We start from the raw sequence: 15,371 nt of genomic DNA on the forward strand, positions 1-15,371 counted from the left end.
CGGACCATCCGCAGTCCAAGTTGCAACGCCAGGACGGCGACAGCGATCCACACAGACCCATCATTCCAAGCCTGAAGGATTCAATCCCATGCGCCACCAGAAAGCCGGTCGCAAGTTCAACCGCACGAGCGCCCATCGCGAAGCGATGTTCCGCAACATGGCCGCCTCGCTGATCAAGAGCGAGCTGATCAAGACCACCCTGCCCAAGGCCAAGGAACTGCGCCGCGTCGCAGAGCCGCTGATCACCATGGGCAAGGTCGACAGCGTCGCCAATCGCCGTCTCGCCTTCGCGCGCCTGCGCGACAAGGAAGCCGTGGGCACCCTGTTCACCACGCTTGGCCCGCGCTACGCCGCGCGTCCGGGTGGCTATCTGCGCATCCTCAAGTGCGGCTTCCGCGCTGGTGACAATGCGCCGATGGCGTATGTCGAGCTGGTCGACCGCCCGCAGGCGTCGGCAGTCGACGCCGAGTAATCCCGCGAGCGGGCCTGCGCCCACGCGCAGGCCGATCGTATGGAACGGAAGCCCGGCCAATGCCGGGCTTTTTGTTTGTGCGGCCCGGCACGATAATCGGTATGTCCCCGCCTCCGGTATCTCCATGAATCCTCTTCGCTGGTCGTTCCGTGCGCTGATGCTCGGCGGCGCCGTGCTGTGTTTCGCGTTGATCGGATTCGCCATCTATTCCCAGCTGCAGTGGGGTCTCGAGCCCTGTCCGCTGTGCATCTTCCAGCGCCTCGCATTTGCCGCCCTGGGTGTCGTGATGCTCGTCGCCGGCCTGCACGCGCCGCGTGGCAGCGGTGCGCGGGCCACGTATGGCCTGCTGGCCTTTGCTGCGGCGGCGGTCGGTGTGGGGATCGCCGGGCGCCATGTCTGGCTGCAGATGCATCCGCCCGGGTTCGTGACCTGCGGCGCGCCGTTCGCCTTCATGCGCGAGACCCTCGATACGCCGACGCTGATCAAGCGCGTCCTGACCGGTTCAGGCGACTGCGGCACCATCGATTGGACCTTCCTCGGCCTGTCGATGCCGGCGTGGAGCCTGCTGTGGTTCGTGCTCCTCGGGGCTGTGGCGCTGTACGCGGGCTTGCGCAGTGGGCGGCGGGGACGGTCGCGAAATTGACGCAGAGCAGCAACCTGCGATGATGACGACCCGCTAGAGGAACGCCCATGCAGTCGTCGCCCGCCCCATCCGTGATGCATCCGGTACACGTGCCCGAAGACTGGCAGCCGGAGAGTTGGCGCGCGTACCCGGCGACGCAGCTGCCGACGTACCCGGATCCCGTGGCGCTCGCGGGCGTCCAGGAAGAGTTGCGGGCACTGCCGCCGCTGGTGACGTCGTGGGAGATCCAGAGCCTCAAGCAGCAGCTGGCCGATGCCCAGGAAGGCCGGCGGTTCCTGCTGCAGGGTGGCGACTGCGCGGAGAATTTCGGCGACTGCACCTCCGACGTGATCTCCAACCGGCTGAAGGTGCTGTTGCAGATGAGCCTGGTGCTCGTGCATGGCATGCGTCTGCCGGTGGTGCGCGTGGGTCGGTTCGCCGGGCAGTACGCCAAGCCGCGCTCCGCCGATACCGAAACCCGTGATGGCGTGACCCTGCCGTGCTATCGCGGTGACGTGGTCAACGCGCCGGCATTCACGGCGGAGGCGCGGATCCCGGATCCCAGGCGGATGGTCAAGGCGCACGCGCGCTCGGCGATGACGATGAATTTCGTGCGCTCGCTGATCGACGGTGGCTTCGCCGACCTGCACCACCCCGAATACTGGGGCCTGGGCTGGGTGGGGGAATCGCCTCTGGCCGAGGAGTACCAGCGGATGGTGTCGGGGCTTGGCGACGCCGTGCGCTTCATGGAGACGCTGGCCGGCACCCAGGTCCACAACCTCAACCGCGTCGATTTCTATACCTCGCACGAGGCCTTGCTGCTGCCCTACGAAGAAGCGCAGACGCGGCAGGTGCCGCGGCAACGCGGCTGGTTCAACCTCAGCACGCATTTCCCGTGGATCGGTGTGCGCACCGCGGCGCTCGATGGCGCGCACGTCGAGTACTTCCGTGGCATCCGCAATCCGATCGGGGTGAAGGTTGGGCCCACGTCGACCGCCGACGCGCTGCTGCGCCTGATCGACGTGCTCAATCCCGACGACGAGCCGGGCCGACTGAGCCTGATCCATCGCATGGGGGCGACCCAGATCGCGTCGCGCCTCCCGGCGCTGCTCGAGGCGGTGCAACGCTCAGGGCGCAGGGTGTTGTGGATCTGCGATCCCATGCATGGCAATACCGAGTCGACGAGCAACGGTTACAAGACCCGCCGTTTCGACAATATCCGCAGCGAGATCGAGCAGGCTTTCGACATTCATGCCGCGGCCGGCACCCGTCTGGGCGGCGTGCACCTCGAGCTCACCGGCGAGGACGTCACCGAGTGCATGGGCGGCGCCAGGGCCCTGACCGAGGTCGATCTGGAGCGCGCGTACAAGAGTTCGGTGGATCCGCGCCTGAACTACGAGCAGGCGCTTGAGACCGCGATGCTGATCGTCCGCAAGCAGGTGCAGGTCGGCGCGCTCGCACGGGAATAATGCCGTCGCTGCAGACCCGGGGGGCGCCTGCGGCGTTGCCGGTCGTGCCTTGGCTGCGATCGATCGGGTGGCGCCTGCGGGGCCGGACAACTTCCGCTGGAAGGTGTGTGGCCGACGGCGGTCGCTGTCACGCCGGCACCGGTATCGACTTCGCCACGGGTTGCTTCGTTGTTCCGGCATGCCGCGCGTTCCGGCCTTGCCGGCGCCGCGCGGCCGGCGCGGCGGTCAAGCAGCGCGCCGGCGTCGGTGGATATCGGCCACGAGCAGCAGGACGACCGCCAGATTGAGCAGGAACACGCCCCAGGTCACCCAGGCCGGGTGCTGCCAGAGGGCATACAGTTCGAAGGGCAGGTAGGCAGCGGTGCCGATCGCGCCGAGCCACGAGGCCCAGGCCCGGCGGCGCCACAGACCCCAGCCCTCGAGCAGCCGCAAGCTGGCGTAGATCGTTGCAATCGCGATCGCCATGTGCACTGTGTGCGGGGTAATCGCATCGAGCAGTGTGGGGCCCGCATTCGGGCGGTGGATGCCCAGGCGGCCCAGTATGGCCGCGATGTCGTGTTGCAGCGCTTCCGGGCCTATGGTTGCGAGTGCCGCCACCACCACCACCGCCAGCCCGCCCTTGGCGAACTCGAACAGCGCGATCCCACGCAGGGCCCGTTCGGAAGCGGATGCAAGGTCGCTCACGGAAACAGCGTCTCCTGATGCGGCGGCGGCGTGGTGCCAGTCAACGGCCACGTGCCCAAGGCCTCGTAACGGCCTCCTGGGTTGAACAGCAGCTCGAAGTGTTCGATCTGGAACATAACACCGGTGCAGTCCACGGCCCCTGGCCAGGCCTGCGCCGGCAGGCCGCGATCGAGGTATGCGAGGGTCAGATGCGGGCGCGTGGTCACTGCCGCCGGCACGATGCCCGCGCGTCGGATCGCATCGCGCGTCGCGTCGCACAAGGCCTGAAGCGAAGGGCAGGGCGCGGGCAGCGCAACGACGGCACCTGAGTGGTGCCAGTAGGCGAGACGCTCGATGGTCCAGGCATGCGGCGGAATCTGGGCCGCCGCGCCGGCGAATGCATCACGCAGGGCCGCAGGCACGCAAGGCGACAACCCGTTGCCGATGTAGCAGAGCGTGACATGCCACTGGTCGGGGCGGCGCAGTTGCAAAGACGGCGCGTCCAATGGACGCGCCGTCTGCAATCGTCGTGACAATGTCGCCAGCGCCGCCCGGCCGTCGGCGGTCGGCCGCCATGCCGGGAACAGCGCCTGGCTCACGCAGCGCGGGAGGCGCGCTTGCGGTCGCTCTCGGTGAGCATCTTCTTGCGCAGCCGGATTTCCTTCGGGGTCACTTCGACAAGCTCGTCGTCCTCGATGAAGTCCAGCGCCTGCTCCAGCGTGTACTTCAGCGCCGGCGTCAGTTTGATCGCATCGTCCTTGCCCGAGGCGCGCACGTTGGTCAGCGGCTTGCCCTTGATGACGTTGACCGTCAGATCGTTGTCCTTGGAGTGGATTCCGACCAGCTGGCCCTCGTACACATGGTCGCCTTCGGCAGCGAACAGGCGGCCACGCTCTTCCAGCGGTCCGAGCGAGTAGGCAGGCGTCATGCCGGGCGCATTGGCGATCATCACGCCGTTGTTGCGCTTGGCGATCGCGCCGGTTTCCTTCGGCCCGTAATGGTCGAACACGTGGAACAGCAGGCCCGAGCCCTGGGTCAGGGTCTTGAATTCGTTCTGGAAGCCGATCAGGCCTCGCGCCGGGATCATGTAGTCCAGGCGCACGCGGCCCTTGCCGTCAGATTCCATGTTCTTGAGCTGGCCCTTGCGGGTGCCCAGCTTTTCCATCACGCCGCCCTGGTGGATCTCCTCGACGTCGACCACGAGCTGCTCGACCGGCTCCATCAGCTGCCCGTCGATCTCCTTGACGATGACCTCGGGGCGCGAGACGGCCAGTTCGAAACCTTCGCGGCGCATGTTTTCGATCAGCACCGACAGGTGCAGCTCGCCGCGGCCCGAGACCAGGAACTTGTCGGCGTCAGCGGTCTCCTCGACCTTCAGCGCCACGTTGTGCAGCGTCTCGCGCTCCAGGCGCTCGCGGATCTGGCGGCTGGTGATGAACTTGCCGCCGCTGTGTTCCTTGCTGCCGGCAAACGGGGAGTTGTTGACCTGGAAGGTCATCGAGATCGTCGGTTCGTCGACCGTCAGCGCCGGAAGGGCTTCGGGCGTGTCGAGCTGGCAGACGGTGTCGGAGATGGAGAGATCCTGCACGCCGGCGATCGCGACGATGTCGCCCGCCTGTGCTTCTTCCACTTCCACGCGCTCCAGGCCCAGGAAGCCCAGCACCTGGACCACCTTGCCCTGGCGCTTCTTGCCCTCGCGGTCGACGACGCTGACCGGCTGGTTCTTCTTGAGCTTGCCGCGCTGGATGCGGCCGATGCCGATCAGGCCGACGAAGTTGTTGTAGTCGAGCTGGCTGATGCGCATCTGGAACGGGCCGTCGCGATCCACTTCCGGCGGCGCCACGTGCTGCATGATCGCCTCGTACAGCGGGGTCATGTCGCCCGAACGCGCGGAATCATCGAGGCTGGCGTAGCCGTGCAGCGCCGAGGCGTAGACGATCGGGAAGTCGAGCTGCTCGTTGGTCGCGCCGAGCTTGTCGAACAGATCGAACACCTGGTCGATCACCCAGTCCGGACGTGCGCCGGGGCGATCGATCTTGTTGACGACGACGATCGGCTTGAAGCCCATCGCGAACGCCTTCTGGGTCACGAAGCGCGTCTGCGGCATCGGGCCGTCCATCGCGTCGACCAGGATCAGCACCGAGTCGACCATCGACAGCACGCGCTCCACCTCGCCGCCGAAGTCGGCATGGCCCGGGGTGTCGACAATGTTGATGCGGTTGCCGTTCCAGTTGATCGCCGTGTTCTTGGCGAGGATCGTGATGCCACGTTCCTTTTCCTGGTCGTTGCTGTCCATCACGCGCTCGGTGAGGACGGTCCGCTCCGAGAGGGTGCCCGACTGCTTGAGCAGGCAATCGACGAGGGTGGTCTTACCGTGGTCGACGTGGGCGACGATGGCGATGTTGCGCAGGCGTTCGATGGACATAGGCAAGGCCGCGCCAGAGTCGAGGACCGGGGCGCGCAAAAGTGAGTAAAAGAGCTGCGAATTATACCGTGTTGCGCCGCCGCATGGAGAAACCGTTCGCGGCGGCTTGAAATCGGGTCCCGAGGCCGCATCTAGCCGGTTCGCCGGCCTCCGGCGGCCTTTTCACTTCCAGGATTCCTCATGTCCCTGAACGCCGTATTCGATACCGACCGTGGCCAGATCACCGTCGAGCTGTTCGCCGACAAGGCCCCGCTCACCGTGGCCAACTTCGTCAACCTGGCCAAGCGTGGGTTCTATGACGGCCTGACTTTCCACCGGGTGATCCCCGATTTCATGATCCAGGGCGGTTGCCCCGAGGGTTCGGGTCGCGGCGGTCCGGGTTACCGGTTCGAGGATGAGACCAACAACGGCGTCAAGCACGAGCGCGGCGTCCTGTCGATGGCCAATGCCGGTCCCAACACCAACGGCAGCCAGTTCTTCATCACCCACATCAAGACCGACTGGCTGGACGGCAAGCACACCGTGTTCGGAAAGGTCACCGAAGGCCTGGACGTGGTCGATGCGGTCAAGCAGGGCGATGTGATCAAGTCGATCCGGATCGAGGGCGATGCCGACGCGGTGCTGGCGGCGAAGGCCGACCGCGTGGCCGAGTGGAACAAGACCCTGGCGGCCTGACGCCGAGTCCGGTTGTCCCGACGCCGCGGCCTGCCGGTCGCGGCGTCGTCATTTGCGGCGCCCGCCGGCCACGCAGCGCGCCTGCTAAAATCGCCGGCTGCCGCAGCCTGCGCGCTGCCCGTTCGGAGGTTCGCAATGCCCCAGCTTGCCAAGCGTACCGGCCGCGCCAGGCCCAGCGCCATCATGCAGGTCGCCCAGAAGGCGAAGCGCCTGAAGGCTGAAGGGCGCGACATCATCAGCTTCTCGATCGGCGTGCCGAATTTTCTGCCCGGTCCGCATGTCTATGCCGCTGCGCGCGAGGCGCTCGATCACGACAGCGGACAGTACGGCAGCAACCGCGGCAGCGATGCGCTGCTTGATGCGTTCATCGGCCATCTCGAACGCCTCGGTCTGCCGGGCTACACCCGAGCGCACTGCGCCAGCGGTATCGGGGCCAAGCATGTCCTCTACACGCTGGCCGAGGTGCTGCTCGACGAGGGCGACGGCTTCGCGTTCGCCACGCCGTATTGGACCACCTACCTCGACATCGCCGAGATCGTCGGCGCCGATATCCAGCTGCTGCCATGCCCGCCCGAGCAGGACTACAAGCTGAGCCCTGCGCAGCTTGATGCCGCGCTGGCCCGCAAGCCCAAGGTCTTCCTGTTCAACAACCCGTCGAACCCGACCGGCATGGTCTACACGCAGGCCGAGATCGGCGCGCTGGCCGAGGTGCTGGTGCGCCATCCCGATACGTGGATCGTCACCGACGACATCTACAACGCGATGGTGTTCGACGGCATCGGATACCACAACGTGGTCCAGGCGCGGCCGGAGCTGCGCGAGCGCACGATCTTCGTGGACTCGCTGTCCAAGACCTATGGCATGCCCGGCTGGCGCGTGGGCCTGCTGGCCGGCCCCGAGCGCGTCGCCACGGCATTTGCGACGATGAACTCCAACCACATCACCAACGTGCCGGAAGTGGTGACCGCTGCGGCGGTTGCCGCGCTCAATGGCCCACAGGACGTACCCCAGGCCAAATGCGCAGAGTTCCAGGCGCGCCGTGACCTGGTGATGGCAGCGCTGGCGGACATTCCGGGCATCGTCTGCCCGAAGCCGGCCGGCGCGTTCTATGTGTTTCCCGATGTCAGCGTCGCCTTCGGCAAGTCGCATGGCGACATGCCCATCCGCACCGACGTCGACCTGTGCAATGCGCTGCTTGAAGTGAAAGGCGTGGCCTGCGTGCCGGGTTCGGCCTTCGGCGAGCCGCGCGCCCTGCGTATCAGCTACACCTGTCCGGAGGCGCAGCTTGTGCCCGGGCTGGACCGCATCCGCGAGTTCTTCGCGGAGCTGACCTGATCCTCCGCCCTTTGCGGCCCGGATCTTCCCCACCCCCGTGAACGTTCGAACGAATCGAGAGGATTGACCATGAAGAAGCCCGTCCGTGTTGCCGTGACCGGCGCTGCCGGCCAGATCGGCTATGCCCTGCTGTTCCGCATCGCTTCCGGCGAAATGCTGGGCAAGGACCAGCCGGTGATCCTGCAGCTGCTCGAACTGCCGATCGACAAGGCCCAGGCGGCGCTCAAGGGCGTGATGATGGAGCTCGAGGACTGCGCGTTCCCGCTGCTGGCCGGCATGGTCGGCACCGATGATCCGGAAGTCGCGTTCAAGGACGCCGACATCGCCCTGCTGGTCGGCGCGCGTCCGCGCGGCCCGGGCATGGAGCGCAAGGACCTGCTGCTCGAGAACGCCAAGATCTTCACCGCCCAGGGCGCCGCGCTGAACAAGGTGGCCTCGCGCGACGTCAAGGTCCTGGTGGTCGGCAATCCGGCCAACACCAATGCCTACATCGCCATGAAGTCGGCGCCGGATCTCAATCCGCGCAATTTCACCGCGATGCTGCGTCTCGACCACAACCGCGCACTGAGCCAGCTGGCGACCAAGGCGGGCGTCGCCGTCGGCGATATCGAGGGCCTGATCGTCTGGGGCAACCACAGCCCGACGATGTACCCCGACTACCGCTTCGCCACGGCCAACGGCGAGAGCCTCAAGGACAAGATCAACGACGCCGACTGGAACGCCAACACCTTCATTCCGCAGGTCGGCAAGCGCGGCGCGGCGATCATCGAGGCGCGCGGCCTGTCCTCGGCCGCGTCGGCGGCCAATGCCGCGATCGACCATGTCCGCGACTGGGTCCTGGGCAGCAACGGCAAGTGGGTGACGATGGGCGTGCCGTCCGACGGCAGCTATGGCATTCCCGAAGGCGTGATCTTCGGCTTCGCGGTGACCACGCAGAACGGCGAGTACACCGTGGTCAAGGACATCGAGGTCGACGACTTCAGCCAGAAGGCCATCGACAAGACCCTGGCCGAGCTCGAGGAAGAGCGCAGCGGCGTCGCCCACCTTCTGGGGTGAGCGAAGGCCGCTTGCGGACCATTGGTCCGCGGCCTTCGCGAACGCCCGCGCCGCTGGCGCGGGCAGGGGGTGCGACACGGACCATTGGTCCGCGGCCTTCGCGAACGCCCGCGCCGCTGGCGCGGGCAGGGGGTGCGACTTGCGGACCATCGGTCCGCGGCCTTCGCGAATGCCCGCGCCGCTGGCGCGGGCCGGGGGTGCGACTTGCGGACCATCGGTCCGCGGCCTTCGCGAACGCCCGCGCCGCTGGCGCGGGAGAAATGCGGCGGTGATCCACCGGACAGTCAGGAAGAAGCCGGGCCACGTGCCCGGCTTTTTCATGGAAGCCCGTCCGTGGCGATGCGGATAGACCATCGTCTAAACGCGTCGGCGCCGCCGCCGGACTAGCCTTCTGGACTCGTTACCGGGAGCGTGTCATGGGCTACGAGGCATTCCACCGTCGCTCCATCGAGGACCCCGAAGGGTTCTGGGGTGAGCAGGCGCAGGCGATCCACTGGCACAAGGCACCGGAGCGGATCCTCGACTATTCGAGCCCGCCGTTCCGCAAGTGGTTTGCCGGCGGCGAAACCAATCTCTGCTTCAACGCCGTCGACCGGCATCTCGAGGCGCGTGGCGACCAGCTCGCCCTTGTCGCGATCTCGACGGAAACCAATGAAACGCGCGAGATCAGCTATGCGCAGCTGTATCGCGAGGTCAACGATTTCGCCGCCGTGCTCAGGGCCCTGGGCGTCGGGCGCGGGGATCGCGTGGTCATCTACATGCCGAACATGGCCGAGGCCGCATTCGCGATGCTGGCCTGCGCGCGCATCGGCGCGGTGCACTCGGTTGTCTTCGGCGGGTTCGCCGCGCACAACCTCGCGCTGCGCATCGACGATGCCAGGCCTGCACTGCTGATCGCCGCCGATGCCGGCAGTCGCGGCGGCAAGGTGATTCCGTACAAGCCGCTGATCGATGCCGCGTGCGCGGAAGCGCAATCGGCGCCACCGCAGGTGCTGATCGTCGATCGCGGACTCGACCCCGGCTACGCGCGCGTCGAGGGTCGCGACGTCGACTACGCCACCATCCGCGCGCAGCTTGCCGGCACCGACGTGCCGGTGGAATGGCTGGAATCCAACGAGCCGAGCTATCTGCTCTACACCTCCGGCACCACCGGCAAACCCAAGGGCGTGCAGCGCGATGTCGGCGGGTACGCGGTCGCGCTGGCGCTGTCGATGTGGTCGATCTACGACATCCGGCCCGGGCAGGTGATGTTCACCACGTCCGACGTGGGCTGGGCAGTGGGCCACTCCTACAATGTCTACGGCCCGCTGATCGCCGGCGCGACGGTGATCCTCTACGAGGGCCTGCCGACCAGTCCGGATGGCGGCATCTGGTGGAAGATCTGCGCCGACTACGGCGTGCGCACGATGTTTTCCTCGCCCACTGCGATCCGGGTGCTCAAGAAACAGGATCCCGCCCATCTCACGCGATACGACCTGTCGAAGCTGGAATACCTGTTCCTGGCGGGCGAGCCGCTCGACGAGCCCACCGCGACCTGGATCAGCGAAGGCCTGGGCGGCACCACGATCATCGACAACTACTGGCAGACCGAGACCGGTTGGCCGGTGCTGGCGTTGATGCCCGGCGTGGAGCTCAAGCCGGTGAAGTTCGGCTCGCCGGGCCTGCCGACGCCGGGCTACGACCTGCGCGTGGTGGACGAGGTCACCGGTGCGCGCGTGCCGCCGGGGACCAAGGGCGTGCTGGTGATCCAGCCGCCGCTGCCGCCGGGCTGCATGACCACAGTGTGGAATGACGACGCGCGCTTCCTGTCGAGCTATTTCTCGCACTTCGACGAGCTGCTCTACAGCTCGCTGGACTGGGCGATCCAGGACGAGGACGGCTACACCTTCATCCTCGGCCGCACCGACGACGTCATCAATGTCGCCGGCCATCGGCTGGGCACGCGCGAGATCGAGGAGGCGATCTCCAGCCATCCGGCGGTCGCGGAAGCCGCGGTGATCGGCGTCGCCGATGCGCTCAAGGGCCAGGTGCCGATCGTGTTCGCGACGCTCAGGCAGGGCGCCGTGGATGCGGACGCGCAGCACGCCACCGCTGGCGAGATGATGCGCACCGTGGCCGACCAGCTCGGCGCCCTCGCGCGGCCGGCGCGGGTCTACGTGGTCAGCGCCTTGCCCAAGACGCGATCGGGCAAGCTGCTGCGGCGCTCGCTGCAGGCGCTGGCCGAGTCGCGCGATCCTGGCGACCTGTCGACGCTGGACGACCCCGCCGCGCTCGAGGAGGTACGCCGCGTTCTGGAGCGGGGTGCGGATGCCGGCTAGGCATCGAGGCCATGCCATGGGTGGCGCGGGCGCGGGCGCGCCGGGGCGCGCGATCGGGCGCCGCATCGCTCGCAGCACGCTGCCAGGTAGGCGCGCCCCGGGCAGCAGGCATGTGGACTACTCCGCGGGGGTGGCCCCCGTGTAGCGCGCCCGCGGCCGGATCAACATGCCGTGCTCCTGCTGCTCCAGCGCATGCGCCAGCCAGCCGGCAAAGCGGCCGGCCGCGAACATGCACAGCGCCGGTGTCGCCGGCAGGCCGTGCACGAAGCAGATCGCCGCCAGCATGCCGTCGATGTTGGGATGGCGGCCGCTGGTTTCGGCCGCCGAAGCGAGCACCGTTTCCACCTGCTGCATGCGCGCATCACCCGCCCGGCGTTCGCGCAGCATCGCCAGCACTTCGGCCGCGCGCGGATCGCCATCGGGGTACAGCACGTGATGGAAGCCGGGCAGGTCGTCGCCGCGTTGCCAGCGCTCGCTGACGAAGGCGGCGGGCGAGGGCGCATCGCAGGCTTCGCGGATCAGCGCGTGCGCGCGCGCTGTCGCGCCGCCATGGCGCGGCCCCGACAGTGCCGCCAGTCCGGCGCAGACCGTGGCATGCAGATGCGCCCCGGTGGACGCCACCACGCGGGCGGCGAACGCCGAGACATTGAGTTCGTGGTCGGCGCACAGCACCAGCGCCGCGCGCACCAGATCGGCGAATGCCGGGTCGCCGGGACGCCAGGCATCGGCGAGCAGTGCATGCACCGGGCGCGCGTCGGGCGTGCCTGCGACCAGCAGCGCGGCGTTCTGGCGCAGCAGCGTCGCCGCGACGCCGCGCTTGGCCGCGGGCGCGGCGCTCAGCGAGTGCCGCAGGTCCGGCGCGAGTAGCGGGATCGCCGCCATCGCCCGCTCGATCGGCGGCAGCGCGGCGTCACCGGCGATGCCGGCAACGCGGGTCGGCCAGCCGTCGGGGGCGGCGTCGAAGGGGTCGGCTTCGCCGCAGTCCCAGAGCAGGCGGGCCGTGTCTTCGAGCGTGGCGCCGCCGCGGACCATGGCGACGGCCGAGCGCCCGCGGTAGTACGGGCTGTCGGGACGGATCAGCGAGATCCGTGTCTCCATCACGGGCAGGCCGCGGTCCAGACTCTGGGCCGCGCCGCGCGCCGCGCCGCGCCCGGCGCGTTTGCGCTGGGTCAGGCGCTCCACGTCCTGGCGCAGGTACATGCGGCTGCGGTGGTCAGGGCCGGGACGCGATTCCAGCAGGCCCCGGCTGACATAGGCATAGAGCGTCGCGGTGCTGATGCCGAGCGCGGCGCAGGCCTCGGCCGCGGACATCAGGTCGCCCTCGTGTGCGGACATCATGGGTTCCAATATATTGATTTAATCGATCAAGATTGATCAACCAGTCGAAGAGTGCCAGATTGTGGGCCATCGCGGAATACCGCCCATCCCCGGAGTCGACCCTTGACCACTTCTACCGCTGGCGCCCGGTTCCGCGCCGCCCTGGCCGCCGAATCGCCGCTGCAGGTGATCGGCGCGATCAACGCCAACCACGCGCTGCTGGCCAAGCGCGCCGGCTTCCAGGCCATCTACCTGTCGGGCGGCGGGGTCGCGGCGGGCTCGCTGGGTCTGCCGGACCTGGGCATCAACACGCTCGAGGACGTGCTGATCGACGTGCGCCGGATCACCGATGTCTGCGAACTGCCCTTGCTGGTGGACATCGACACCGGCTTCGGAGCGAGCGCGTTCAACATCGAGCGTACGGTCAAGTCGCTGATCAAGGCGGGCGCCGCTGCCTGCCATATCGAGGACCAGGTTGGCGCCAAGCGCTGCGGTCACCGCCCGGGCAAGGAGATCGTGTCGCAGGGCGAGATGGTCGACCGGGTCAAGGCGGCGGCGGACGCCAAGACCGATCCGGAGTTTTTCCTGATCGCCCGCACCGACGCCATCCAGGTCGACGGCGTCGATGCTGCGATCGAACGCGCGATCGCCTGCGTCGAGGCTGGCGCCGATGGCATCTTCGCCGAGGCCGCCTATGACCTCGAGACGTATCGCCGGTTCGTCGATGCGGTACGCGTGCCCGTGCTGGCGAACATCACCGAGTTCGGCAAGACACCGTTGTTCACCCGTGACGAACTGGCTTCGGCCGGGGTCGCGATCCAGCTGTTCCCGCTGTCGGCGTTCCGCGCCGCCAATCGCGCCGCCGAGAACGTCTACGAAGCCGTGCGCCGCGACGGCCACCAGCGCAATGTCGTCGACACGATGCAGACCCGCGAGGAGCTCTACGAGCGCATCGGCTACCACGCCTTCGAACAGCGGCTCGACGCGCTGTTCGCATCGAAGAAATAGACCACTCCATCCCGGGATCCAGAGGACTGCCAGATGAGCGAAACCCCTGAGGTCACCACGCCCGCACCGAAGCGGCGCGTGGAGTGGAATGCGGTTGCCGCCGTGATCGCGGCGCTGATCGGTCTGCTGGCGCTGGTCGTGTCGAGTTACACCGCGCTGCTTCAGCGCGAGCAGGTGCGGGCCGAGGTCTGGCCGTACCTCCAGACGGTGGTCATGATCGATCAGGGGGTCCTGTCGGTCGGTGTCGAGAACAAGGGCGCCGGGCCCGCCCTGGTGCGCGGCCTGCGCGTCTACGTTGACGAGCAACCGCAGCGCACCTGGGCGGACGTTTTCGATGCGCTGGGCCTGTCCGATCTGCGGGATACCCGGGCCTCCACCCTCAACGGCGTCGTCATTGCCCGGGGGGAAAGCCTTCAGCAGGTCACGCTCGACAATCCGGCAGACTTTCCGCGCCTGCTCGGCCAATACTCGCGCGTGCGAATGGCGATCTGTTACTGCTCCACGCTCGGCGATTGCTGGCTGATGGAGCCCGGCCGTCGCACCGGTCAGCCACACACCGAGGTCGATGCGTGTCCGGCTCCGGGGCCGGACGAATTCCTCGACAACGTCTTGATGCGACCGGAGACGTCCGTGAACCAATGAGCCATGAAGCCGGATCTGACGAGCGCCATGCCTCGGCGTCTGTCATTTGAATGGCAGGTTTTCCCCACCCGCATGTCGCGCTATGCGTAGCCATGCGTTGCGGTCCGCATGCCGCGACACCGCACACCAAACAGAACGCAGTCCAGGAGACACATCCATGAGCGAAGCCACCACCGCAACGCCGTTCAAGCCGAAGAAGTCGGTCGCGCTGAGCGGCACGGCCGCGGGCAATACCGCGCTGTGCACCGTCGGCCGCAGCGGCAACGATCTGCATTACCGGGGTTACGACATCCTCGATCTCGCGCGCACCAGCGAATTCGAGGAGATCGCCTATCTGCTGGTCCACGGCAAACTGCCCAACGCAGCCGAACTGCGCGGCTACAAGGCCAAGCTCAAGTCGCTGCGCGGCATTCCCGCGGCGGTGAAAGCAGCGCTGGAGGAATTGCCGCCGTCGGCGCACCCGATGGACGTGATGCGCACCGGCGTATCGGTGCTCGGCTGCGTGGCGCCGGAGAAGGACGATCACAACCATCCCGGGGCCCGCGACATCGCCGACAAGCTGATGGCCTCGCTCGGTTCGATGCTGATGTACTGGTACCACTGGAGCCACAACGGCCGCGCGATCGATGTCGAGACCGATGACGATTCCATCGGCGGGCATTTCCTTCACCTGCTGCACGGCCACGCGCCCCGCGAGTCCTGGGTCAAGGCGATGCACACCTCGCTGATCCTGTACGCCGAGCACGAGTTCAACGCGTCGACGTTCGCCAGCCGCGTCGTCGCCGGCACCGGCAGCGACATGTACTCCTGCATCACTGCGGGCATCGGCGCGCTGCGTGGGCCCAAGCATGGCGGCGCCAACGAGGTCGCGTTCGAGGTGCAGAAGCGCTACGACACGCCGGACGAAGCTGAAGTCGACATCCGCGCGCGCGTGGAGAAGAAGGAAGTGATCATCGGCTTCGGCCATCCGGTCTACACCGTCAGCGATCCGCGCAACGAGGTCATCAAGCTGGTGTCGAGGGAGCTGTCGGACGAAGCGGGGAGCCGCAAGATGTACGACATCGCCGAGCGCCTGGAGACGGTGATGTGGGACGTCAAGAAGATGTTCCCGAACCTCGACTGGTTCAGCGCGGTGAGCTACCACATGATGGGCGTGCCGACGGCGATGTTCACCCCGCTGTTCGTCATCGCGCGTACCGCCGGCTGGAGCGCGCACGTCATCGAGCAGCGCATCGACGGCAAGATCATCCGTCCGAGCGCGCACTACACCGGTCCCGAGGACCAGGCGTTCGTGCCGATCACCGAGCGCAGCTAGGTACTTACTGCACGGGTCCCGCGCGTTCGCGGGGCCCGCGCGTTTTTTCTGCTT

At 67.4% G+C, this 15,371-nt stretch carries 14 protein-coding genes; 10 read left to right on the forward strand and 4 right to left on the reverse strand.

What is annotated here, in order from left to right:
* The first annotated feature begins 88 nt into the window (after positions 1-88).
* The 3 genes from rplQ (at position 89) to EGK76_RS06600 (ending at position 2,563) form a co-directional block, all read left to right on the forward strand.
* Positions 89-472 carry a 50S ribosomal protein L17 gene (gene rplQ, locus EGK76_RS06590; RefSeq protein WP_096297430.1) on the forward strand — a complete coding sequence of 128 codons (384 nt, stop codon included), beginning with the start codon at positions 89-91 and terminating at the stop codon, positions 470-472.
* 124 nt (positions 473-596) lie between these two features.
* The gene (locus EGK76_RS06595; RefSeq protein ID WP_096297431.1) at positions 597-1,115 is read left to right on the forward strand and encodes a disulfide bond formation protein B; all 519 of its coding nucleotides are present in this window, start codon (positions 597-599) and stop codon (positions 1,113-1,115) included.
* A 47-nt stretch (positions 1,116-1,162) separates the two neighbouring features.
* Complete coding sequence (locus tag EGK76_RS06600; protein ID WP_199730877.1) at positions 1,163-2,563, forward strand: 3-deoxy-7-phosphoheptulonate synthase class II; 1,401 nt, start codon at positions 1,163-1,165, stop codon at positions 2,561-2,563.
* A gap of 225 nt (positions 2,564-2,788) precedes the next feature.
* On the opposite strand, the gene EGK76_RS15370 is transcribed toward EGK76_RS06600, so the two are convergent.
* The 3 genes from EGK76_RS15370 to typA are packed head-to-tail and all read right to left on the reverse strand — an operon-like array spanning position 2,789 to position 5,651.
* Positions 2,789-3,247, reverse strand: coding sequence for a DUF2127 domain-containing protein (locus EGK76_RS15370; RefSeq protein ID WP_157745290.1), 459 nt, complete (start codon positions 3,245-3,247; stop codon positions 2,789-2,791).
* The gene (locus EGK76_RS06610; RefSeq protein WP_096297434.1) at positions 3,244-3,825 is read right to left on the reverse strand and encodes a 2'-5' RNA ligase family protein; all 582 of its coding nucleotides are present in this window, start codon (positions 3,823-3,825) and stop codon (positions 3,244-3,246) included. Before EGK76_RS06610 ends, EGK76_RS15370 begins: the two co-directional genes overlap by 4 nt.
* A complete protein-coding gene (gene typA, locus EGK76_RS06615) occupies positions 3,822-5,651 on the reverse strand; it encodes a translational GTPase TypA (RefSeq protein WP_096297435.1) in 1,830 nt (609 codons plus the stop codon). Before typA ends, EGK76_RS06610 begins: the two co-directional genes overlap by 4 nt.
* Before the next feature lie 180 nt (positions 5,652-5,831).
* Between typA and EGK76_RS06620 the strand changes: the two genes are divergently transcribed.
* The 4 genes from EGK76_RS06620 to prpE all read left to right on the forward strand — a co-directional run bounded on the left by EGK76_RS06620 (position 5,832) and on the right by prpE (position 11,035).
* Complete coding sequence (locus EGK76_RS06620) at positions 5,832-6,326, forward strand: peptidylprolyl isomerase (protein WP_096297436.1); 495 nt, start codon at positions 5,832-5,834, stop codon at positions 6,324-6,326.
* 135 nt (positions 6,327-6,461) lie between these two features.
* A complete protein-coding gene (locus tag EGK76_RS06625; protein WP_123832086.1) occupies positions 6,462-7,661 on the forward strand; it encodes an aminotransferase class I/II-fold pyridoxal phosphate-dependent enzyme in 1,200 nt (399 codons plus the stop codon).
* A gap of 69 nt (positions 7,662-7,730) precedes the next feature.
* Positions 7,731-8,717, forward strand: a complete 987-nt coding sequence (locus EGK76_RS06630) for a malate dehydrogenase (RefSeq protein WP_123832087.1) — start codon at positions 7,731-7,733, stop codon at positions 8,715-8,717.
* A gap of 416 nt (positions 8,718-9,133) precedes the next feature.
* Entirely contained in the window at positions 9,134-11,035 is a 1,902-nt protein-coding gene (gene prpE / locus EGK76_RS06635; RefSeq protein ID WP_123832088.1) for a propionate--CoA ligase, read from the forward strand.
* Between the two features lie 117 nt (positions 11,036-11,152).
* On the opposite strand, the gene EGK76_RS06640 is transcribed toward prpE, so the two are convergent.
* Positions 11,153-12,370 (reverse strand): citrate synthase family protein, encoded by a 1,218-nt coding sequence (locus EGK76_RS06640; RefSeq protein WP_233580205.1) that lies wholly within the window; start codon positions 12,368-12,370, stop codon positions 11,153-11,155.
* A 105-nt stretch (positions 12,371-12,475) separates the two neighbouring features.
* Between EGK76_RS06640 and prpB the strand changes: the two genes are divergently transcribed.
* The 3 genes from prpB (at position 12,476) to prpC (ending at position 15,317) form a co-directional block, all read left to right on the forward strand.
* The gene (gene prpB, locus EGK76_RS06645) at positions 12,476-13,360 is read left to right on the forward strand and encodes a methylisocitrate lyase (RefSeq protein WP_123832090.1); all 885 of its coding nucleotides are present in this window, start codon (positions 12,476-12,478) and stop codon (positions 13,358-13,360) included.
* A gap of 33 nt (positions 13,361-13,393) precedes the next feature.
* The gene (locus tag EGK76_RS06650) at positions 13,394-14,002 is read left to right on the forward strand and encodes a hypothetical protein (protein WP_123832091.1); all 609 of its coding nucleotides are present in this window, start codon (positions 13,394-13,396) and stop codon (positions 14,000-14,002) included.
* Positions 14,003-14,159: 157 nt separating this feature from the next.
* Positions 14,160-15,317 (forward strand): 2-methylcitrate synthase, encoded by a 1,158-nt coding sequence (gene prpC, locus EGK76_RS06655; RefSeq protein ID WP_123832092.1) that lies wholly within the window; start codon positions 14,160-14,162, stop codon positions 15,315-15,317.
* Positions 15,318-15,371 lie beyond the last annotated feature (54 nt).

The sequence above is a fragment of the Luteimonas sp. 100069 genome (assembly GCF_003813845.1).
GTDB classification, from domain to species: Bacteria; Pseudomonadota; Gammaproteobacteria; order Xanthomonadales; family Xanthomonadaceae; genus Luteimonas; species Luteimonas chenhongjianii.